Raw genomic sequence first — 20,708 nt, 5'->3', positions numbered from 1 at the left:
TCCATGTCCTGCCGCCCGGCTTCCACCGCATCCGCCATGCAGGCTTCCTCGCCAATGGCATCCGGCGAGACAGGATCGAGAAGATCAGGCGCTTGTTGGATGCAGCGCCAGAACCGGCGCAAACATCAGACGAAGGGACAAGTGACGGCAACGACGAGCGGCACGCGAAACAGTCTTGCCCCAAATGCGGCGACGCGATGGTCATCATTGAGACCTTCCTGCGCAGTCAAACACCCAAATCCCGCGCACCACCTTGGGAGGATGCCGCATGATACAACACGGAAACCCGGCCCCTTCTTGCGCAGACCCCGGACCAATCAGTGCGGCCATCTCACAAAATCCTAGGCTGCATCAGGCCTGTGGCGGTAAAATGGGAGCCAAATTGGCCAAGTCGTGTCGGGAACATCAATTGAATTGCACAGCCTGTCATCACAAAGTCGCTCACTCTGCTCAGCCACCTCTGCAGCCGTAACGCACAATCCCCATAGCACCGAAATCCGCCCGTGCTTTCCTCCTTGTCAGATTTATCGCCGCTGCAGCTCACGCTGACAGCAGCAACAAACCTTAGACATAGCGGTCATCATTCGCATTTGCCGTCGGTAGCGGATCGCTTCCAAATAGAACGCCGTACCGACAGCGACATTGTCAGAATGCTTATCAAGCGTTTCGATCAACTCTTTTTCTGTCATTGCCTCAAGATCTTTGAACTTGGGATGAGACATCAAGAACTTTCTTTAGGATGGCGAGTGTTGTTTTGATGCAGCGTAGTCCGAGGGGTTATAGGAATGCCATTTGACTGCAATGCGGGCAAAGGGATTTTGTCGCCTCGATTACGCTGGGTTTTTGCGTCCCTCGGCGGCGAGTTCCGACACGTCCTTGAATTTGATCGACTCACCGCAACCGCAGGCGTCGGAGACGTTGGGGTTGCGGAATTTGAAGCCGGATTCGAGCAGGGATGTCTCGTAGTCGATCTCGGTCCCGAACAGGAACATCTGCGCCATCGGGGCGATCAACACGCGGGCGCCGTCCTGTTCCACGATCTCATCATGGTCTGAGACCTCGTCCACGTAATCCATCGTGTATTCCATGCCCGCGCAGCCGCCCTTTTTCACGCCGATGCGGAGGCCTTTATGGCCATCGCGCTCCATCAGGCGGGTGATTTGCCTGGCCGCGGCGGGAGTGAGGCTGATGGCTTGTTTGCCGGGGATCGCGAACATGGGACGGCTCCGTGACTGTTAGTCCCAAGATAAGGGCAGGGGGCGTCTCGCTCAAGGTTTCCAGTTCAGGAAGTTGGCGATCAGCCGCAAGCCGTTGGCCTGACTTTTCTCCGGGTGGAACTGGGTACCGACACGGTTCTCTGTCGCAACGATCGCGGTGAGCGGCGCACCGTAGTCGCAATGGGCGAGCAGTTGAGCCTGGTCGTTCAGCGCCATGTGGTACGAGTGGACAAAATAGGCGTGATCGCCGGTTTTCAGCCCGTCGAGCACAGGGTGTGGACGGTCAATCACCAGATCGTTCCAGCCCATATGCGGCACCTTGCGGCCCGCGGCGGGGATCGCCACGACCTCGCCATCAATCCAGCCAAGCCCCTCTGTGGGCTCATATTCATGGCCCATCCGCGCCATCAGTTGCATTCCGACGCAAATGCCGAGGAACGGCTTGCCCCGTGTTTCGACGGTCTCGATCAGCGCCTCATAGAGCGCCGCGCGGTCTCGCATCAGAGCCCGGGCGCAGGCCGGAAAGGCGCCGTCGCCGGGCAGGATGACCCGCTCGGCCCGCGCGACATCTTCAGGGTCGGAGGTCACGACAACCTGGCCGGCGCCGGTCTCGGCAGCCATGCGCTGAAAGGCCTTTTCGGCGGAGTGCAGATTGCCGCTGTCGGTATCGATCAGAACGGTGGTCATAGGCTTCCCTTGGTCGAGGGGATGGCGTCGCCCTTGCGCGGGTCCGACTCAACCGCGACGCGCAGGGCGCGGGCCACGGCCTTGAACGCCGCTTCGGCGATGTGGTGGCTGTTGAGGCCGCGCACCAGATCCACATGCAGCGTGATGCCGCCATGGGTGGAGAGCGCCTGAAAGAACTCGCGCACCAGCTCGGTGTCAAAACCGCCGATCTTCTGCGCCGGCATTGGCAGATCCCAGCCCAGCCACGGTCGCCCTGACAGATCCAGAGCAGCGCGGACAAGAGTGTCATCCATAGGCAGGGAGCACTCGCCATAGCGGTGAATGCCCCGTTTATCCCCCAGCGCCTCCCGCAGGGCCTGACCGAGCGCGATGCCCGTGTCTTCGACGGTGTGGTGGTCGTCGATATGCAGATCGCCCTGCGCCCTGATCTCCATGTCGATCAGGGAGTGACGGGCGAGCTGGTCCAGCATGTGATCGAAAAATCCCACCCCGGTGTCGCAGTCACAGCGCCCGGTGCCGTCGAGGCTGACGGTGACGGTGATCTCGGTCTCGTTGGTCTTGCGGCTGACGGTGGCGCGGCGCATGGGATCCTCCTGCTCTGTGCTCCCGCTTAGGACAGTCGAGCGTGCGAGAAAAGAGTAAAGCTATGCCCGAACGTCCTGACCTATGCGCCTCGCGCATGCCGGATTTGTACGAACCCCTCTCGCGTGACGCTACGTTCGCCGCTAAACACCATTTTGAATAAAATGCAGACGAGGGAGGAGGCTGCTGGACGCCACGTCACTGGCGTGCTTTCCTCTCCCGTGAACGCTAACGCCCTTATTGACGGCTTACGAAGGAGCGCGCCGATGAAAGACAGTCGGGAAGACATAGATCCGGTAGAATCCCAGGAATGGCAGGAAGCGATCGAAGATGTGATCGCACGGGATGGCGCGGATCGGGCGCATTTCCTGTTGGACAAGGCCGTGCAGCAAGCCCGCGCGGCTGGTGCGCAGCTCCCGTTCTCGGCCACCACGCCCTACCAGAACACCATCCCCGCCGAAGATCTGCTGGAGATCCCCGGCGATGCCGAGATGGAAAAGCGTATCCGGTCGATCAATCGCTGGAACGCCATGGCCACGGTCGTGCGCGCGAATAAGCAGAGCGACGGCATTGGCGGACACATCGCCTCCTTCGCGTCGTCTGCGGTGATGTATGACCTCGGCCTGAACCATTTCTGGCGCGCCCGGTCTGCGACCCATGGCGGCGATCTGGTGTTCTTCCAGGGCCACGTGATCCCCGGCATCTACGCGCGCTCCTTTATGGAAGGCCGGATCAGCGAAGAAGACCTGCTGAAGTTCCGCCACGAGACCTCCGGCGACGGGCTCAGCTCCTATCCGCACCCGTGGCTGATGCCGGATTACTGGCAGTTCCCGACCGTCTCCATGGGTCTTGGCCCGCTGATGGCCGTCTATCAGGCCCGCTTCATGAAATACATGGAGAACCGGGGCCTGATCGAGAAGTCTGACCGCAAGGTCTGGGCCTTCCTCGGCGATGGCGAGATGGACGAGCCGGAATCGCTCGGCGCCATCAATATTGCGGCGCGCGAAGGGCTCGACAACCTGATCTTTGTGATCAACTGCAACCTGCAGCGTCTCGACGGTCCGGTGCGCGGCAACGCGAAAATTGTGCAGGAACTCGAAGGATCTTTCCGCGGCTCCGGCTGGGAAGTGATCAAGGTGCTTTGGGGCAAGGGCTGGGACGATCTGCTGGAGCGCGACACCTCCGGCAAGCTGCGTCAGCTCATGGATGAGACGCTCGACGGCGACTACCAGACCTTCAAATCAAAGGATGGCGCCTATATCCGCGAGCATTTCTTCGGCAAATATCCCGAGACCGCGAAGCTGGTCGAGGACTGGACCGACGAAGAAATCTTTGGCCTGCGCCGTGGTGGCCACGATGCTCAGAAGGTCTACACCGCCTATAAGCGGGCGACCGAAGTGCAGGGCCGTCCGACCTGCCTGTTGGTCAAAACCGTCAAGGGCTACGGCATGGGCGCCGCCGGTGAGGGGCAGAACACTACCCACCAGCAGAAGAAGCTGAACCTTGAGCAACTCAAGGCCATGCGTGACCGCTTCAAGATCCCGGTGGATGACAAAGACATCGACAAGGTGCCCTTCGTCTCCCTGAATAACGCGCAGAAGGCCTATCTGGCGGACCGTCGTCAGGAACTGGGCGGCTCCTTCCCGTCGCGCTACACCGGCGCCCCGGCGCTGGAGATTCCTGCACTGGACGTGTTCAAGCGCGAGTTGCAAGGCTCGGGCGATCGCGAAATCTCCACCACCATGGCCTTCGTGAAAATCCTCACGACCCTCCTCCGCGACAAGAAAGTCGGCAAGCAGGTGGTGCCCATCGTCCCCGATGAGAGCCGGACCTTCGGGATGGAGGGTCTCTTCCGCTCCGTCGGCATCTACAACCCGCTGGGTCAGCAATATACCCCGCAGGATGCCGAGCAGATGTCCTACTACAAGGAATCGACCGACGGTCAGGTTCTGCAGGAAGGCATCAACGAAGCCGGCGCCATGGCCGACTGGATCGCGGCGGCAACGTCGTACTCCAACCACGGCGTGCCGATGATCCCGTTCTACATCTACTACTCGATGTTCGGGTTCCAGCGCGTGGGTGACCTCGCCTGGGCGGCGGGCGACAGCCGGGCGCGTGGCTTCATGCTGGGCGGCACCGCCGGTCGCACCACACTGAACGGTGAGGGACTCCAGCACGAGGATGGCCACAGCCACATCCTCGCCGGCACAATCCCGAACTGCATCAGCTACGATCCGACCTTCAGCTATGAGGTTGCGGTGATCGTTCAGGACGGCATGCGCCGCATGTTCGCCGAGCAGGAAGATGTCTACTACTACATCACCCTGATGAACGAGAACTACCAGCACCCCGAGATGCCCATGGGCGCCGAAGAGGGGATCAAGCGTGGTCTCTATCGTTTCCGCAAGGCTGATAAGCCGGGCAAAAAACATGTGAACCTTATGGGTTCCGGTACGATCTTCATGCAATCTGTGAAGGCTGCCGAAATGCTGAAGGACGATTTTGGCGTCACCTCAGACCTGTGGTCGGCCACCTCGATGAACGAGCTGGCCCGCGACGGTCAGGACTGTGCCCGCTGGAACCGCCTGAACCCTCTCGAAGAGCCGAAAGTGCCCTATGTCACCAAGACTCTGTCGGGAACCGATGCGCCGGTGATCTGCGCCACTGACTACATGAAGAACTACGCAGAGCAGATCCGCGCTTTTGTCGAGCAGGATTTCACCGTTCTCGGCACCGATGGCTTTGGCCGTTCGGACAGCCGCGAGGCCCTGCGTCGCTTCTTCGAAGTGGATGCGAACCACATTGCAGCGGCTGCCATGCACGCCCTCTACCGTGCCGGGTCGGTGTCCAAGGCGGACATGCAGAAGGCGCTGAAGAAATACGAAATTGACGGCTCCAAGGCCAACCCGCGCCTGAGCTGATCGCGGAATAAGAACGAGGAATAACAGAACGATGGCAACTGAAGTTAAAGTTCCTGACATCGGTGATTTCAACGATGTTCCCGTGGTCTCGGTGCTTGTCTCCGTGGGCGATGTGGTCGCCAAGGAAGATCCGCTGATCGAGCTCGAGTCCGACAAGGCCACCATGGAGGTTCCGTCCTCCCATGCGGGTAAAGTCGTTGAGATCCTGCTGTCGGAGGGCGACTCCGCCTCCGAGGGCACGGTGATCCTGATGATCGAGGCCGAGGATGCGGGCGACGCGCCCAAGCCCGAGGCGCCCAAAGCCGAAGAGGCGCCGAAAGCCGCCGCTCCGGCCCCGGCTGCTGCGCCCGCTGCGCCTGCCGCCAATGCGGTGGTCGATACCGGCTCGACGAAGTTCCACGCCTCTCCCTCCGTGCGCGCCTTTGCCCGCCGGGTGGATGTGGACCTGCGTCAGGTGAACGGCTCGGGTCGCAAGGGCCGTATCCTGCGTGAAGACGTGGAAAAGGCGCTGAAATCCTCCGCAGCACCCGCCGCCGGTGGCGCTGTGGTTCAGGGCGGCATGGGTATCCCGCCGATCCCCGCAGTGGACTTCTCCAAATTCGGCCCGGTCGAGGACGTGGAGATGCCGCGGATCAAGAAGATCTCGGGTCCCGCGCTGCACCGCTCCTGGCTCAACATTCCCCACGTCACCCACAATGACGAGGCAGACATCACCGAGCTGGACAAGTACCGCAAGGAAATGGACACCATGGCCAAGGAGCAGGGCTATCGCGTCACGCTCCTGTCCTTTGTGATCAAGGCCTCGGTCTCCGCGCTGAAGCAGCATTGGGAAGTGAACTCTTCGATCCACCCCGACGGGGACAAGCTGATCAAGAAGGACTTCTACAACATCGGCTTTGCCGCCGACACGCCCAACGGGCTGGTGGTGCCGGTGATCAAGGATGCCGACCGCAAGGGTATCGTGGACATCTCCAAGGATCTGATGGAGCTTTCCGCCGCTGCGCGCGAAGGCAAGCTGAAATCCCAGGACATGCAGGGCGCGACCTTTACCATCTCGTCGCTCGGCGGGATCGGGGGCACATCTTTCACGCCCATCGTGAACGCGCCCGAGGTGGCGATCCTTGGCCTGACCCGCTCGGCGATCAAGCCCGTGTGGAATGGTGAGGAGTTCGAGCCGCGCCTGATGCAGCCCCTGTCGCTTTCCTATGACCACCGCGCCATCGACGGTGCCTTGGCCGCGCGCTTCTGCGTGACGCTCAAGACGCTGCTCGGTGATATGCGCAAGCTGATGTGGTAAGGGAGACGATCTGATGGATATCAAAGTACCCGATATCGGGGATTTCAAAGACGTCCCCGTCGTCACTGTGCTGGTCTCTGTGGGCGACACCGTCGCCGCAGAGGACCCGCTGATCGAGCTGGAATCGGACAAGGCCACCATGGAGGTCCCGTCCTCCGCCGCCGGTAAGGTCGTCGAGATCAAGGTCGCCGAAGGGGACAATGTCTCCGAAGGCGACGTGATTCTCGTCCTCGAAGGCGCCGGTGCCGAAGATGCGCCGAAATCCGAGGCCCCCGCGGCCCCGGCTCAGGATACCACTCCGGCACCCACCGCTGCCACTGGCACCGCTGCGGGGTCGGGCGATCTGCATGGCGAGGTGGTTGTGCTGGGCTCCGGCCCGGGCGGCTACACCGCGGCCTTCCGCGCCGCTGACCTCGGCAAAAAGGTCGTGCTGATCGAGCGCTATGACACGCTCGGCGGCGTCTGCCTGAACGTGGGCTGTATCCCGTCCAAGGCGCTGTTGCACGCGGCCAAGGTGATCACCGAGACCGAGGAAATGTCGGGCCACGGCATCACCTTTGCCAAGCCCGAGATCGACGCCGACGGCCTGCGCGGCTGGAAAAACTCGGTCGTCAAGCAGCTCACCGGTGGTCTGGGCGGTCTGGCCAAGGCCCGCAAGGTCACCGTGGTGAACGGCTACGGCAACTTCACCGGCGCCAACTCCATCGCGGTGGAGACGGAAGAGGGCACGAAGACCGTGACCTTCGACCAGTGCATCATCGCCGCCGGGTCGAAGCCGGTGCATCTGCCCTTCATCCCCCATGACGATCCCCGCGTGGTGGATTCGACGGGTGCGCTGGAGCTCGACCCGATCCCGGCCCGCATGTGCGTTCTGGGCGGCGGCATCATCGGCTTTGAAATGGCGACGGTCTACGCGGCGCTGGGGTCCGAGGTGACGGTGGTCGAGATGATGGACCAGATCCTGCCCGGCGCGGATAAGGACATCGTCAAGCCGCTTCACAAGCGCATGGAATCGCGCCTGAAAGACATCAAGCTCAAGACCAAGGTCACTGCGGTCGAGGCGCTCGATGAGGGGCTGAAGGTCACCTTCGAGGATGGCAAGGGCGACGAGACGACCGAGATCTTTGACAAGATGCTGGTCTCCGTTGGCCGGTCGCCCAATGGTGGTAAGATCGACGCCGACAAGGCGGGCGTGAAGGTCACCGATCGCGGCTTTATCGAGGTGGATCACCAGCAGCGCACGAACGTGCCGCATATCTTCGCCATCGGCGACGTGGTGGGCCAGCCCATGCTGGCGCATAAGGCGGTGCATGAGGGCAAGGTGGCCGCCGAGGTCGCCGCTGGTGAAAAGCGGGCGTTTGACGCACAGGTCATCCCGTCGGTGGCCTACACGGATCCAGAAGTGGCGTGGGTCGGCGTGACCGAAACCCAGGCCAAAGCGCAGGGCATGAAGGTGCATAAAGGCGTCTTCCCCTGGGCTGCGTCTGGCCGTTCCCTGTCGCTGGGCCGCTCCGAAGGTCTGACGAAGCTGATCTTCGATCCCGAAGACGACCGGGTGATCGGCGCGGGCATCGTGGGTCCGAACGCGGGTGATCTGATTGCCGAGGTGGCTCTGGCCATCGAGATGGGCGCTGATGCGGTCGATCTGGGCCACACCATCCACCCGCACCCGACGCTGTCGGAAACGGTGAACTTTGCTGCCGAGATGTTCGAAGGCACGATCACCGATCTGATGCCGCCGAAGAAGAAGTGACGAAAAACCCGTCACAGGGCTGCCCGCGACAGTTGATTGGTCGGGGGCAGCCGGTCTACGCTCCGCTCAATATAATTTGAACCAAGGAGCTGGTCATGGCCAAATCTAACGATCCCTTTGATATGTCGGAATTCATGAAGATGTTCGACCCGGACCGCGTCGCGCAGATGTGGAATCCGCAGAACATGATGATGAACATGTTCCAGCGTCCGCAGGCGCAGATGTTCGACATGGAGCAGATCATCAAGGCGAACCAGCGCAACTTTGAGGCGATGACCGAGGCCAATCAGGCGGCGGCCGAGGGGTATAAGGATCTCCTCGACAAGCAGATGGAGATCTTCGAGAAGATGACCTCCGCCGCGCGCCAGCAATATGAGTGGGCCGAGGAGAACGCCGGGGCTGACGCGATCAAAGCGCGCACCGAGGCGATGAATGAAGCGGTCGAGCAGGCGCTGACGCTGATGCGCAAGATGGCCGATTCCGTTCGTGATTCTAGTGAAGAAGCCTTTTCTTCGCTCAAGAGTCAGATTGAGGAGTCTGTGCAGAAGGTGGAGGAAACCACCAAGCGCGCAGCCAGCAAGGCGAAGAGCTGACCCCTTGCCAAAGACCTCTCCGGTGGCCGATGATGTCACCGGAGACTGACCAAGGCGCGACGGGAAAGACCACATGGGCGAAATTGCGGACCACCCGCTGCGCTATGACCTGATCAATGAATTGCACGCCCGCCCGGCAGCGGCCGTAAAAGCGCCGTGCAACGCTGTATATCTGGCGATCAAGCCGACGACGGATGCGGCCAGTCGCGACCGGGAATTGGACCGGGCGCATCTGATCCGTTTGCTCGATCGCTTTGGCGCGACCCATCCCAAAGAGGGCGCCACGCACTGGTTCGGCGAAATCGGGCGGTATCGCCTGAAATGGGAAAGCCACACGGAATTCGTGACCTATACGGTTTTTGCCGATGGCGATGCGCAAAAGGCCTTCGACCGGGATGCCTTTGGCGTCTTCCCGCGTGAGTGGCTGGAGGATGCGCCGGGGGTTCGTATGACCTCTGCGCTGATCCGCGTCGAGGAGAGGGCCGGGGAGGATCAGGCGGTGGCCGCGAAGCTCGACGGCTGGTTTGTCCCCGAAAGCCTGACCGTCAGCGAAGTGCTCGATGGCGCGGCGTTGGTCGCAACAGACTTCCGGCTCGATGCGGCCGGACATACGCGGATTGTGGTGTTCACGTCCCCGGGAATCAGCGAGCGTCGGGTGGGTCGGATCGTCCAGCGCCTGACGGAGATCGAGACCTACAAAACCATGTCCATGCTGGGTCTGACGCGGGTCCGTCGGATGGGGCAAGGCATGACGCGGCTCGACACCCAGCTCACTGCCCTGACCGACGACATGACGACGGCGGCCACGGCACCGGATGAGACGCTGAACCATCTGTTACAGGTATGGGCGGAGCTGGAGACCATGCTCGCGCAGTCGTCGTTCCGGTTCGGTGCGACGGAAGCTTATGAGGCGCTGGTGAACCAGCGAATCGGCGCGTTGCGGGAGCGGCGCTATATGGGCCGTCAGACCTTTGCGGAGTTCATGATGCGCCGGTACGATCCGGCGATGCGGACGGTGAAGGCCACGCAGAACCGGTTGCGCAACATGAGCGAGCGGGCACTGCGGGCGGGGGATCTGCTGCGCACGCGGGTCGATGTGGATCGGTCTGCGCAGAATCAGGCGCTCCTCGAGAGCATGGACAAGCGGGCCGATGTGCAGTTGCGATTGCAGCGCACGGTCGAGGGGCTGTCGGTCGTGGCGATCAGCTATTACGCGCTGAACCTCGCGGTCTACGCGCTCGGGCCGGCGATGACGGCGGTTGGTCTGTCAAGGACTGTGGGGACGGCGCTGCTCGTTCCGCTGGTGATCCTCGCGGTCTGGCTGATGGTGCGCCGTATCCGCAAGATGTTACATTGACGGCGGGCTGGTCGCCCGCCGACACCTTTATCAGGAGGAGCGCCGTCATGGCGGTGAAAAACCGGATTGCGGAGTTTGCGGACGACATCGCGGCGTGGCGTCAGAGCCTGCACCGACGGCCCGAGCTGGGGTTTGAGACCCATGAGACGGCAGCCTTTGTTGCGGACAAGCTGCGAGGCTTCGGCTGTGATGAGGTGATCGAGGGGATTGGCCGGACCGGTGTGGTCGGCTTGATCCACGGCAAAAGCGGGCCGGGGCGCTGCATTGGGTTGCGCGCGGATATGGATGCGTTGCCGATCCATGAGGTGACGGGGGCGGACTATGCTTCGGAGATCCCCGGGGCCATGCATGCCTGCGGTCATGACGGCCACACGGCGATGCTGCTGGGCGCCGCGCGCTATCTGGCGGAGACGCGCAATTTCGACGGCACGGTCGCGGTGATTTTTCAGCCTGCAGAAGAGGGTGAGGGCGGCGGTCGCGAGATGGTGGAGGACGGCATGATGGAGCGGTTCTCGATTGAAGAGGTTTACGGGCTCCATAACTGGCCGGGTTTGGGGCTGGGGAAGTTCGCGATCCGGGACGGGGCGTTCTTTGCCGCGACCGATACGTTCGACATCACAATTCTGGGGCAGGGCGGTCACGCGGCCAAGCCCCATGAAACGGTGGACCCGACGGTGATCGCCTCGCAGATCGTCATGGCATTTCAGCATATTGCCGCCCGTGCTGCGGATCCGACAAAACAGGTGGTCGTCTCGGTGACGTCGTTCCGCACCGAATCAGACGCTTACAACGTGATCCCCTCGCAGGTGCATCTGCGCGGGACCGTGCGCACTATGGAAGACGCCATGCGCAACATGGTCGAGGACCGGATGGCGCAGATCGCCACCAGCATCGCCGAAGGTTTCGGTGCTCGGGCCGATGTCGCCTATCACCGCTCCTATCCCGTCATGGCCAATCACACCGCCGAGGTCGCCCATGCAGCCAACGCGGCCCGCGCTGTCAGCGGGAGCTGTGCCGAGGCCGATCTGGTGATGGGAGGCGAGGATTTCGCCTATATGCTGGAGGCGCGGCCGGGGGCGTATATCCTGCTGGGCATTGGTGACACGCCGCCGCTCCATTCCGACTCCTATGACTTCGCGGATGAGATCATCCCAGCTGGGGTGTCCTACTGGGCGGAGCTGGCCGAGCGCCGTCTGCCGGTCGCATCATAACAAAAGGGGCGCCCGACCCGGACGCCCCGACGCTGGGTCTGCAGTGTATTTTTACTGAGCGTAGACGGTGACGACCGGGATATCGGTCAGCGGGACTTGCAGGGCCTGCATGGCGGCGAGCGACATGGTCGGCCCGCCATCGCCGGGTACCGGGCGCAGCTCTACGAGTACGGACTGGCCGTTGGCGGCCTGCACGCGGCCTGGCTGGGGCGAGGAGACAAGGCCGGTCTTCAGCCACAGACCCGGATCGGTGGGGTCGCCCAGCGCGGCCTGAGCGGTGCCCAAGCGCGCGCCGACGCTCTGGGGCGCGGCGGTGGCGGCGGCTTTCTGTGCCTCGGTCGTGGTGTCGAGCTGCGCGACAGTGGTCGCCGCGGGCGACGGCGGCGGCGCGTCTACGACGGCGGCCACTTCGGCGGGCGTCTCGGGCTGGGCCACAACGGGGGCCGCGGGCGCGTCCACCTGACCGGGCGCGCGGTCGATACGGACCTGCTGCGGCGGTGTGGGCGGTTCCTTCGGCTCAAACGGGTTGGGCATGTCGGCGCAGCCGGCAAGCGTCAGGGCGAGGGGCAGGGCACAGAGGCGAAAGCTGTTCTTCATGGCGCGACACTAGGACAAGCTTTGCGGTGCGACAACGGCGAAAGAGACGCCGGGTGCTGCTTGTGTGCGGCGCTGGCGCACCCTACTGTCTGCCCATGACCACGCCTCTCATCGATCCGTATCAGCGCTCCATCTCCTACCTCCGGGTTTCGGTAACCGACCGTTGTGATTTCCGCTGTGTCTATTGCATGTCCGAGAACATGCAGTTCCTGCCCAAGCGGGATTTGCTGACGCTCGAAGAGCTTGACCGTCTCTGCTCGGCCTTTGTCGGGCTCGGAGTGCGTAAACTGCGGGTGACGGGTGGCGAGCCGCTGGTCCGCCGGGATATCATGACATTCTTCCGTGCCATGTCCCGGCATCTGGAGGCAGGGCGGCTTGATGAGCTAACCCTGACCACGAATGGCTCGCAACTCGCCCGGTTCGCGCAGGACCTCGCTGAGGCCGGGGTGCGGCGGGTGAATGTATCGCTCGATACGCTGGACGAAGAGAAATTCGCCCGCGTCACCCGTTGGGGCCGCCTGCCGCAGGTGCTTAAGGGGATCGACGCCGCGCAGGCGGCGGGGCTTCGGGTGAAGATCAACGCTGTCGCATTGCAAGGGTTCAACGAAGATGAGCTGTTCCGTCTGGTGGAGTGGTGTGCCGGGCGGGACATGGATCTGACTTTCATCGAAGTGATGCCCATGGGCGATTTCGATGGCGAGCAGCGTATTGGTCAGTACTGGCCGCTGAGCGACCTGCGCGACCAGTTGGCCGAGCGCTACACCCTGACTCCGCTAAGTCGGCGCACCGGCGGACCCGCGCGCTACATGCGACTGGAGGAGAGCGGGCAGGATGTGGGTTTCATCACACCGCTCACCCATAATTTCTGCGAAAGCTGCAACCGCGTGCGACTGACCTGCACGGGCGAGCTTTACCCCTGTCTGGGGCAGGAAGGCATGTCCGACCTGCGCGCACCGCTCCGGGCCAGTGCCGATGACGCAGTGCTGGAGCAGGCGATTCGCGAGGCAATTTCGCGAAAACCCAGGGGCCATGATTTCGACTATTCCCGTCAGGAAGTCTCAGGCCAGATGTCGCGCCATATGAGCCATACAGGCGGATGATCGGAGCCTATCGGGCCGCGGTACGGGCACTCTGGCCAGTTCTGAAGCAGCGGATCCGACAGCGCTTTCTGGACAAGGGCGGACCACCGGAGCGCTGGCCGGAACGTCTGGGGCGTGACGAAAGTCCCCGGGGCGACGCGCCTGTGATCTGGGTCCATGCGGTGAGCGTCGGCGAGATGATGTCGGCTCTGCCTTTGATCGATGCGCTGCTAGATGCGCGCCCGGAGGCGCAGGTGCTTCTGACCACCGGTACGGCCAGTTCTGCGGAACTGGCGGCGAAACGCCTGCCTGAGCGCGCCTGTCACCGCTTTGCCCCTCTGGATCATCCCCGGATTGTGGCGCGGTTTCTCGATCACTGGCAGCCGGAGCGCGCGATCTTCATCGAGAGCGAGATCTGGCCCGCCCAGATCGACGCGCTGGCGCAGCGGAGTATTCCTCTGGCGCTGGTCTCCGCGCGTCTCACTGAACGCAGCATGGCACGCTGGCAGCGCCTCGGGCGCCTCGGGCGCGCGGTGTTCGGAGCGATTCCGCTGATCCTGACCCAGGATGAGGACAGCGCCGCCCGTGCCCGTGCGCTGGGTGCGCCCGAGGTGGCTGTGGGCGGGTCGTTGAAGCTCGCGGGCGGGCGTTTGCCAGTGGACGAGGCGTTGCTGTCGAAGATGAATGCGGCAATTGGGACCCGCCCGGTCTGGATCGCGGCCTCGACCCATCCGGGTGAAGAAGAGATCATCGCGGCTGCGCATCGGGCGGTGCGTGCGGCTGTGCCTGACGCGCTCTGCATTCTCGCGCCGCGCCATGTGGAGAGGGGCGACGATATCGCGGCGATGCTGTGCGATCCCCCCCGTCGCTCCGATGGGGCGCTGCCGGGGGCGGAAGACGGTCTCTACCTCGCGGACAGCTACGGGGAGATGGGGACGTGGTTTTCGCTGGCGCCGCTGGTCTTCATGGGCGGATCTCTGGTGGCGGGAGTCGGCGGCCATAACCCGCTGGAGGCGGCGGGGTTCGGGGCCGCGATCCTGACCGGGCCGCATTTCGCCAACGCCCAGGCCGATTTCGACCGCCTGATCCAAGCCGGAGCGGCGCTGGAAGTGCAGGGCGAGGCGGATCTGGCCGATGCGGTGCTCAGGTTGCTGACCGGCGACGCGGCTCAGGCCATGGGCCGGATCGCCGAGACAAAGGCCGGATCGCCAGACATTGCCCGCGAGATCGCCGCGCGGTGTCTCGCGCTCTGATCATCTTCCCTCGACATTTCGGCTGATCCCGGCCACATCTCTGCCATGCCTGAGCTCTTTGTCACCAATTACAATCCGCGCTTTACCGGCGTCTCCGCCACGGCCCAACGCATGGCGAACTGGCACCAGTCGCGCTATGATCTGGCGCTTGTCGGCCATCCGCTCGACGCGCTGCCCGACCCGATCACCCGTGCCGAAGCACGACGCCTGTCGCGCTCGCCGTCGAACGGACGGAAATACGCCGTCTGGCACGTGCGCCGCGACCCCGAAATGATCTCGGCCATCTGGGCGCGGGACGTGTTGCGCCTGCCCATCCGCGCTGTCTTCACTTCCGCGGCTAAACACCGCCACTCCGCCTTCCCCCGCTGGCTGATCTCCCGGATGGATGCGGTGATTGCGACCTCGGATGAGGCTGCGTCGTTCTTCCCGGGCGTTGCCGCCGTGCTGCCCCACGGGGTCGACCTGAGCCACCACGCGCCGGTCCCCGACCGTGGGGCCGCCTGGGCAAAGCTACCCTATGGCGGGACCCGCGGCGTGGCGATCATCGGTCGCGTGCGTCCGGCCAAGGGGACGGATGTCTTTGTCGATGCGATGATTCGCGTGATGCAGGGGGGCGATACGGAGACCACAGCGCTGGTCCTCGGTATGACGAAACCGCCCGAGGAAGAATTTCTCGCCGAGCAAAAGCGTAAAGTTGCTGAGGCGGGTCTGTCTGACCGGATCCTGTTCCCGGGCTTCATCAGCCACGAAGAGCAGCAGGCAGTGATGCCCGCCCTGTCGCTGGTGGTAAATGTTGCGCGCTACGAGCCCTTTGGTGTGGTCCCGGTGGAGGGCATGGCGGCGGGGACGCCCTTCGTCTGCTCGGATACGGGGTATTACCGGGAGTTTTCGGCGGGGGGCGAAACCGGGCTGATCGTACCGCCGGGTGATGCCGGGGCGGCTGCGGCTGCCGTGTCGGAGTTGCTGTCTGACCCGGATAGGATCGAACGCATGGGCCGGGCGGCGCGCGCCAAGGCAGAGCGGGATCATTCCATCGACAAGGAAGCGGGCGGGGCCGCCGAGATCTACGAGGCGCTGTGGCGCGGCGAAGATCTGGCGGTGCACCGGGGCTGATCAGTGGGCAAGCCCCGTCTGGGGCCATGCCACGATTTGAGGTCAGCTGGCGGAATAGAAGCCATCGTAGATCGTGCTGAGCGTCTCATGGTCGAAAAGAGAGCTGACCGAATTGCCCTGCCAGATGCTCATAATCGCCTGAGCGAAAAGCGGCGCGGTTGGGACGATGCGAATGTTGCGCGCATTGGCGACGGGTTCGGGCGCTTCGATTGAGTCGGTGATCACAAGGCTCTTCATCACCGAATTCTCGATCCGCTCGACCGCCGGACCGGACAGAACGCCGTGGGTGATATAGGCGTGCACCTCGGCGGCACCGGCATTGATCAGGGTTTCAGCCGCTTTGCAGAGCGTGCCTGCCGTGTCGCAAATGTCGTCCACGATGATGCAGCTTTTCCCGCTCACATCGCCGATGACGGTCATCTCCGCCACTTCACCGGCTTTTTCGCGGCGTTTGTCGACGATGGCGAGGGGCGCGTTGATCCGCTTGGCCAGTTCCCGCGCCCGGGCCACGCCGCCCACATCGGGGGAGACGACCATCACGTCGTCGATATTGCCGCGGAAGTGGTGTTTAATGTCGAGGGCAAAGACCGGCGATGCGTAGAGGTTGTCCACCGGGATATCGAAGAAGCCCTGAATCTGGGCTGCATGCAGATCCATGGTCAGGACCCGCTCGACACCCGCTTCGGTGAGCATGTTGGCGACAAGCTTGGCGCTGATCGGGGTCCGGGCCTTGGCGCGGCGATCCTGACGGGCATAGCCGAAATAGGGGATCACGGCGGTGATGCGCTGGGCCGATGACCGGCGCAGGGCGTCGGTCATGATCAGGAGTTCCATCAGGTTGTCATTGGCCGGGTTCGAGGTCGGCTGGATGATGAACATATCCTGACCGCGCACATTCTCGAACATCTCGACGAAAATCTCGCCGTCATTGAAACGCTCGACGCGGGCATCCACCAGTTCAACGTTCAGGGCGCGATGCATGGACATGCGGCGGGCGATGGCACTGGCCAATGGGCGGTTGGCATTGCCGGAGATCAGCTTGGGCTCGGAGGAGAGAGGCATGGCAGCAGGGGTCCTTGGGCAGCGGAGCAGGGCGCGACGGGCAAGCACCGTCCGAATCGGCGCTTTATTGGCGGTTAGCACAGTGTTAGCTCTAGCGGGAAGGTCACTATCCGGAATGGAGCTTGCCAATGTCGCGGATTGATTACTATTTTTCGACGCTTTCGCCCTTTACCTATCTTGCGGGAACGCGGCTCGAAGATATCGCCGCCCGCCATGGGGCGGAGATCACCTATAAGCCTTTGGACATCATGCAACTTTTCCAGCGCACTGGTGGCAAGCCCGTGCCTGAGCGTCATCCCAACCGGCAGACGTACCGGCTGATGGAATTGCAGCGGATCGCGGACATCCAGGACATGCCGATCAACCTCAAGCCCCGTCACTGGCCCACAAATGGTGCGCCCTCGGCTTTCGCGATTATCGCTGCGGCCAAGGCGGGCGGTGGCGATCTGGGGGCGCTGGTGCACGGGTTCTGCCGCGCCTGCTGGGTTGAGGAAAAGGACATTGCCGAGGATGCGGTGATCGCGGAGCAGCTTGAAGCCGCCGGATTCGATCGTGGCCTCGGGGGCTGGGCTATGGTCGAGGGGGCCGAGACCTATGCGCGCAACCTGGAAGACGCGGTGAATGCGGGGGTGTTCGGAGCACCCTTCTACATCACCGATGACGATCAGCGGTTCTGGGGGCAGGACCGGCTCGACCACCTCGACTGGCATCTGGGGCGCTGACCGGATGCCATCAGGGATCAGAGCCGGTCTGGATACGGCGTGGATCCAACGGGGCGAAGGCGTGCGGGAGGCGCTGATGCTCCATTGCGGACTGGCCTCGGGGCGTGCCTTCCTGCCGTTGATGGCGGAGCTGAGCGACGGTCTGTCCATGACCGCCTTTGACTTCCCCGGTCACGGGCGGAGCGGGCCATGGGATGGGAGTGGCGACTATATCCGGCGCGCGAGTGAGGTCGCGGAGAGCTTTTGCGAGGGCCCGCGAGACGTGATCGGGCATTCCATGGGCGGTGTCACGGCCTTGACGCTGATGACCCGACGCCCCGATCTCATCCGGAGCGCTGTGTTGGTCGAGCCGGTCTTCTTTGCCGCCGCGCGGGGCACCGAAGCGCACCGGCAGCACGAGGTAAAGGACGCGGTATTCCGCGAGGCGCTGCACGCGGGCGATCCCATGCGCGCGGCGCAGGTCTTCACGACGATCTGGGGTGGCGGGCGACCGTGGGAAATGGTCCCGGATGAGCAGCGCCAGACGATGGCCGATCAGATGCCTTTGATCGCCGCGACCGAACCCGCTTTGGTGAACGATTCCAACGATCTGCTCGGGGCAGGGCGGCTGGAGGCAATTTCTGCGCCGGTTCTTCTGGTCCGGGGCGGGCAGGCCAATCCAGTGATCGGCGCGATCTTTGACAGGCTGGCTGCGCGGTTGCCACAGGCGCAGGTAACGGTGATCGAGGGGGCCGGGCATATGTTGCCCATGACCCATCGTGCGCAACTGGCGACAAAAATTCGCGAATTTTTGGGCACGGGCGGGGGCTGAGGCATCAGCCGTGCAGAATTTCCAGAAAGCGGTCGGTATTTTCCGCCGTCGCCGACCAGTCGCAGACCAGGCGCGCGCGCACCGGCTCTTCGCCGGGACCGTCGAGGCTGCCCAGCGAGTAGAACTGCGCGCCGGCCTCGATCAGGCGGAGGTGGTCCGCGCGTGGAAACTTCGCATAAATGATATTGGCGTGAGGCGGGTGCAGGAACTCGACCTTGTCGATCTGTTGTAAGCCCCCCGCCAGCCGCGCGGCGGCGGCGTTCGCCATCCGAGCGGAGTGCAGCCACAGATCGTCAGTCAGGTAGGCCTCCATCTGCGCCGACAGGTAGCGGTGCTTGGAGAACAGATGCCCGCCGCGCTTGCGACGCAATTCGAACTCCCAGGCCAGATCGGGATCGAAGATCACTGCTGCTTCCACCCCCAGGAGACCGTTCTTCGTTCCGCCAAAGCTCAGCGCATCGACACCCTGCACCATCTCTGCCGGTGTGCAGCCGAGGGCCGCCATCGCATTTGCAAAGCGCGCCCCGTCCATGTGGACCGGCAGGCCGAACTCCTGCGCGATGCCGGTGAGTTGGGCCAGATGGTCAAGGCTGTAGACGGTGCCGCGTTCGGTCACGGTGGTGATCGAGAGCGGCCCGCGCTGCATCCCGTGCACAACCCCCTGCTCGGTGCGGGCAATGCGGGCGCGCAGGGCGTCGGGGTCGATCAACGCGTCGGGCGCGTCCACCAGCGCCAGCCGCGCGCCATTGGCAAAGAAGTCTGGCGCGCCGCATTCATCCTCTTCGATATGGGCGACGTCGGAGCAATAGATCAACTGCCAGGGCTTTGTCATGCAGGCCAGCAGCGCGGAATTCGCGGCCGTTCCCGTTGCAACCAGATAGACCTCGGCCTGAGGCGCCTCGAAGATCTTGCGGATTTGGTCGCGCACGCGGTCCATGGCGGCTTCCTTGCCATAGGGCATGGCATAGCCCTCATTGGCGCTGGCCAGCGCCTCCATCACCTGCGGGTGGGCGGGGCCGGAATTGTCGGAAGCGAAATGCATCAGTTGGGTTCCTCGATGATGTGGTCTTCCCACTCCTCTTCGTCCACCTCGAATTCGGGGACGGTGATGTTCTGCGCTGAAACGCCTGCCTCATGGACCGACTCGGCCCGCCCGCTGAGCAGCGGATGCCAAGGGTAGAGCGGCTGGCCCTCGTGGATCAGTTTATAGGCGCAGGTCAGCGGCAGCCAATAGCTGACCGTCTCCAGATCTTCGGGTTTCAGCACCACGCATTCCGGGACGATTTGCTTGCGGATGTCATACTGGCTGCACCGGCAGGTTTCGTCATCGAAGAGCCGGCAAGCGACGCGGGTCAGGGCGACTTCGCCGGTTTCTTCATCCTCCAGCTTGTTCAGGCAGCATTTGCCGCAACCGTCACAGAGCGCTTCCCATTCGGCAGTGCTAAGTTCCTCAAGGGGATAACGCTCCCAGAATTGCGGCCTGATCCGCGTCCCGCCCGGACTGCGCTTCCTAGCCATGGGACGAGAGGATCTCACGGGCGCGGGCGCTGTCTGCGTCCATCTGGGCGATCAGCGCGTCGAGGCTGTCGAATTTTTCTTCGCCGCGGAGGAATTCCACCAGCCCGATCGAGAGTGCGGCGCCATAGAGATCGCCTTTGAAATCAAAGACGAAGGTTTCGAGATTCGGGGTATTCACGCCGAACATGGGACGCACGCCCAGCGAGGCGACGCCACCGTAGCGCCCCACATGTTGACCATCCATGACCTCCACATCCACCGCGTAGACACCAAAGCGGGGGAGGTGGATGCGGTCGAGCGCCATGTTGGCGGTGGGATAGCCCAGATCGCGGCCGCGCTTCTCTCCATGAATCACCGGGCCGTCGATGCGGTGCAGGTGTCCCAGCATCTGCGCGGCACGGCGCACATCGCCATCGGTGAGGGCTTCGCGGATTTTGGTCGAGGAAATCTCCTGGCCGTCGGTTTGCAACAGATCGGCAATGGTCACGCCGAAGCCCAGATCCCTGCCAAGGTTGACCAGCGTCTCCGCATCCCCGGCGCGACCTTTGCCAAAGCGGAAATCGGCGCCAACGACCACATGAGAGAGCCCGAGCCCGTCGCGCAGGATTGTCCGGGCGAAGGCGTCGGGGCTCAGCGCCATCAGTTCGGGATCAAACGGCAGTTCGAACAGGCGCTCCACGCCCAGCCGCGCCAGCCGGTGGGCGCGGGTTTCGGCATTTGTCAGGCGAAAGGGCGGGGCGTCGGGGGCAAACACCTCGCGCGGGTGCGGCTCAAAAGTGACGATTCCAAGCGGAGCGCCGTGCCCTGATGCAGCATCCCGAGCCAGATCAATGACATGCTGGTGGCCCCGGTGGACCCCGTCGAAATTGCCCAGCGCGGCGGCTGCGCCTTTGGCACCGACCGGCAGGTCGGCAGAGGAGCGGTAGATATCCATG

At 63.3% G+C, this 20,708-nt stretch carries 19 protein-coding genes and 1 pseudogene; 12 read left to right on the top strand and 8 right to left on the bottom strand.

The features are described 5' to 3' along the window. Positions 1-272 (top strand): annotated as a pseudogene (locus FEV53_RS20925) (IS91 family transposase); the annotation flags it as partial. A 558-nt stretch (positions 273-830) separates the two neighbouring features. Here FEV53_RS20925 and FEV53_RS14395 read toward each other — a convergent pair. The 3 genes from FEV53_RS14395 to hisB are packed head-to-tail and all read right to left on the bottom strand — an operon-like array spanning position 831 to position 2,488. After that, positions 831-1,217 (bottom strand): HesB/IscA family protein, encoded by a 387-nt coding sequence (locus FEV53_RS14395; protein WP_142835516.1) that lies wholly within the window; start codon positions 1,215-1,217, stop codon positions 831-833. A 51-nt stretch (positions 1,218-1,268) separates the two neighbouring features. Beyond that, the gene (gene hisH / locus FEV53_RS14390; protein WP_142835515.1) at positions 1,269-1,904 is read right to left on the bottom strand and encodes an imidazole glycerol phosphate synthase subunit HisH; all 636 of its coding nucleotides are present in this window, start codon (positions 1,902-1,904) and stop codon (positions 1,269-1,271) included. Next, positions 1,901-2,488, bottom strand: coding sequence for an imidazoleglycerol-phosphate dehydratase HisB (gene hisB / locus FEV53_RS14385; protein WP_142835514.1), 588 nt, complete (start codon positions 2,486-2,488; stop codon positions 1,901-1,903). Before hisB ends, hisH begins: the two co-directional genes overlap by 4 nt. Before the next feature lie 264 nt (positions 2,489-2,752). Here hisB and aceE point away from each other — a divergent pair, with 264 nt between their 5' ends. The 6 genes from aceE (at position 2,753) to FEV53_RS14355 (ending at position 11,618) form a co-directional block, all read left to right on the top strand. Beyond that, a complete protein-coding gene (aceE, locus tag FEV53_RS14380) occupies positions 2,753-5,407 on the top strand; it encodes a pyruvate dehydrogenase (acetyl-transferring), homodimeric type (protein WP_142835513.1) in 2,655 nt (884 codons plus the stop codon). A gap of 31 nt (positions 5,408-5,438) precedes the next feature. Next, the gene (locus FEV53_RS14375; RefSeq protein ID WP_142835512.1) at positions 5,439-6,704 is read left to right on the top strand and encodes a 2-oxo acid dehydrogenase subunit E2; all 1,266 of its coding nucleotides are present in this window, start codon (positions 5,439-5,441) and stop codon (positions 6,702-6,704) included. A 13-nt stretch (positions 6,705-6,717) separates the two neighbouring features. Further along, positions 6,718-8,457, top strand: a complete 1,740-nt coding sequence (lpdA, locus tag FEV53_RS14370) for a dihydrolipoyl dehydrogenase (RefSeq protein ID WP_142835511.1) — start codon at positions 6,718-6,720, stop codon at positions 8,455-8,457. Between the two features lie 95 nt (positions 8,458-8,552). Beyond that, entirely contained in the window at positions 8,553-9,050 is a 498-nt protein-coding gene (locus FEV53_RS14365; RefSeq protein WP_142835510.1) for a phasin family protein, read from the top strand. 73 nt (positions 9,051-9,123) lie between these two features. Then, positions 9,124-10,407 carry a DUF3422 family protein gene (locus tag FEV53_RS14360; protein WP_142835509.1) on the top strand — a complete coding sequence of 428 codons (1,284 nt, stop codon included), beginning with the start codon at positions 9,124-9,126 and terminating at the stop codon, positions 10,405-10,407. A gap of 47 nt (positions 10,408-10,454) precedes the next feature. Beyond that, on the top strand, positions 10,455-11,618 hold the full coding sequence (locus FEV53_RS14355) for an amidohydrolase (protein WP_142835508.1): 1,164 nt from the start codon (positions 10,455-10,457) through the stop codon (positions 11,616-11,618). A 51-nt stretch (positions 11,619-11,669) separates the two neighbouring features. Here the strand turns inward: FEV53_RS14355 and FEV53_RS14350 are convergent, their stop codons facing one another. Beyond that, positions 11,670-12,215 carry a D-galactarate dehydratase gene (locus FEV53_RS14350; RefSeq protein ID WP_142835507.1) on the bottom strand — a complete coding sequence of 182 codons (546 nt, stop codon included), beginning with the start codon at positions 12,213-12,215 and terminating at the stop codon, positions 11,670-11,672. A 95-nt stretch (positions 12,216-12,310) separates the two neighbouring features. Here FEV53_RS14350 and moaA point away from each other — a divergent pair, with 95 nt between their 5' ends. From moaA to FEV53_RS14335, 3 genes are read left to right on the top strand one after another with little or no spacing between them, the layout of a single operon-like run. Continuing rightward, on the top strand, positions 12,311-13,315 hold the full coding sequence (moaA, locus tag FEV53_RS14345) for a GTP 3',8-cyclase MoaA (protein ID WP_142835518.1): 1,005 nt from the start codon (positions 12,311-12,313) through the stop codon (positions 13,313-13,315). After that, entirely contained in the window at positions 13,312-14,547 is a 1,236-nt protein-coding gene (locus tag FEV53_RS14340; RefSeq protein ID WP_142835506.1) for a 3-deoxy-D-manno-octulosonic acid transferase, read from the top strand. The genes moaA and FEV53_RS14340 overlap by 4 nt, the downstream gene beginning before the upstream one ends. A gap of 45 nt (positions 14,548-14,592) precedes the next feature. Next, on the top strand, positions 14,593-15,660 hold the full coding sequence (locus tag FEV53_RS14335; protein ID WP_142835505.1) for a glycosyltransferase family 4 protein: 1,068 nt from the start codon (positions 14,593-14,595) through the stop codon (positions 15,658-15,660). Positions 15,661-15,702: 42 nt separating this feature from the next. Here FEV53_RS14335 and FEV53_RS14330 read toward each other — a convergent pair whose 3' ends face one another. Continuing rightward, the gene (locus FEV53_RS14330; RefSeq protein ID WP_142835504.1) at positions 15,703-16,722 is read right to left on the bottom strand and encodes a ribose-phosphate pyrophosphokinase; all 1,020 of its coding nucleotides are present in this window, start codon (positions 16,720-16,722) and stop codon (positions 15,703-15,705) included. A 128-nt stretch (positions 16,723-16,850) separates the two neighbouring features. On the opposite strand from FEV53_RS14330, the gene FEV53_RS14325 reads away from it, so the two are divergent. After that, positions 16,851-17,444: a 2-hydroxychromene-2-carboxylate isomerase gene (locus FEV53_RS14325; RefSeq protein WP_142835503.1), complete on the top strand. Its 594-nt coding sequence runs from the start codon at positions 16,851-16,853 to the stop codon at positions 17,442-17,444. Further along, positions 17,380-18,255, top strand: a complete 876-nt coding sequence (locus FEV53_RS14320; RefSeq protein ID WP_185962218.1) for an alpha/beta fold hydrolase — start codon at positions 17,380-17,382, stop codon at positions 18,253-18,255. The genes FEV53_RS14325 and FEV53_RS14320 overlap by 65 nt, the downstream gene beginning before the upstream one ends. A 4-nt stretch (positions 18,256-18,259) precedes the next feature. On the opposite strand, the gene FEV53_RS14315 is transcribed toward FEV53_RS14320, so the two are convergent. The 3 genes from FEV53_RS14315 to FEV53_RS14305 are packed head-to-tail and all read right to left on the bottom strand — an operon-like array spanning position 18,260 to position 20,707. Continuing rightward, complete coding sequence (locus tag FEV53_RS14315; protein WP_142835501.1) at positions 18,260-19,297, bottom strand: threonine aldolase family protein; 1,038 nt, start codon at positions 19,295-19,297, stop codon at positions 18,260-18,262. Then, positions 19,297-19,773, bottom strand: coding sequence for a YcgN family cysteine cluster protein (locus FEV53_RS14310; protein WP_142835500.1), 477 nt, complete (start codon positions 19,771-19,773; stop codon positions 19,297-19,299). Before FEV53_RS14310 ends, FEV53_RS14315 begins: the two co-directional genes overlap by 1 nt. Then, positions 19,766-20,707, bottom strand: a complete 942-nt coding sequence (locus FEV53_RS14305; protein ID WP_142835499.1) for a bifunctional riboflavin kinase/FAD synthetase — start codon at positions 20,705-20,707, stop codon at positions 19,766-19,768. Before FEV53_RS14305 ends, FEV53_RS14310 begins: the two co-directional genes overlap by 8 nt. Position 20,708: the final 1 nt, after the last annotated feature.

Source organism: Palleronia caenipelagi, assembly GCF_007004065.1.
Classification (GTDB): Bacteria; Pseudomonadota; Alphaproteobacteria; order Rhodobacterales; family Rhodobacteraceae; genus Palleronia; species Palleronia caenipelagi.
Note: the sequence above shows the minus strand (reverse complement) of the source record. Positions and strands in the feature narration are given on the sequence as shown.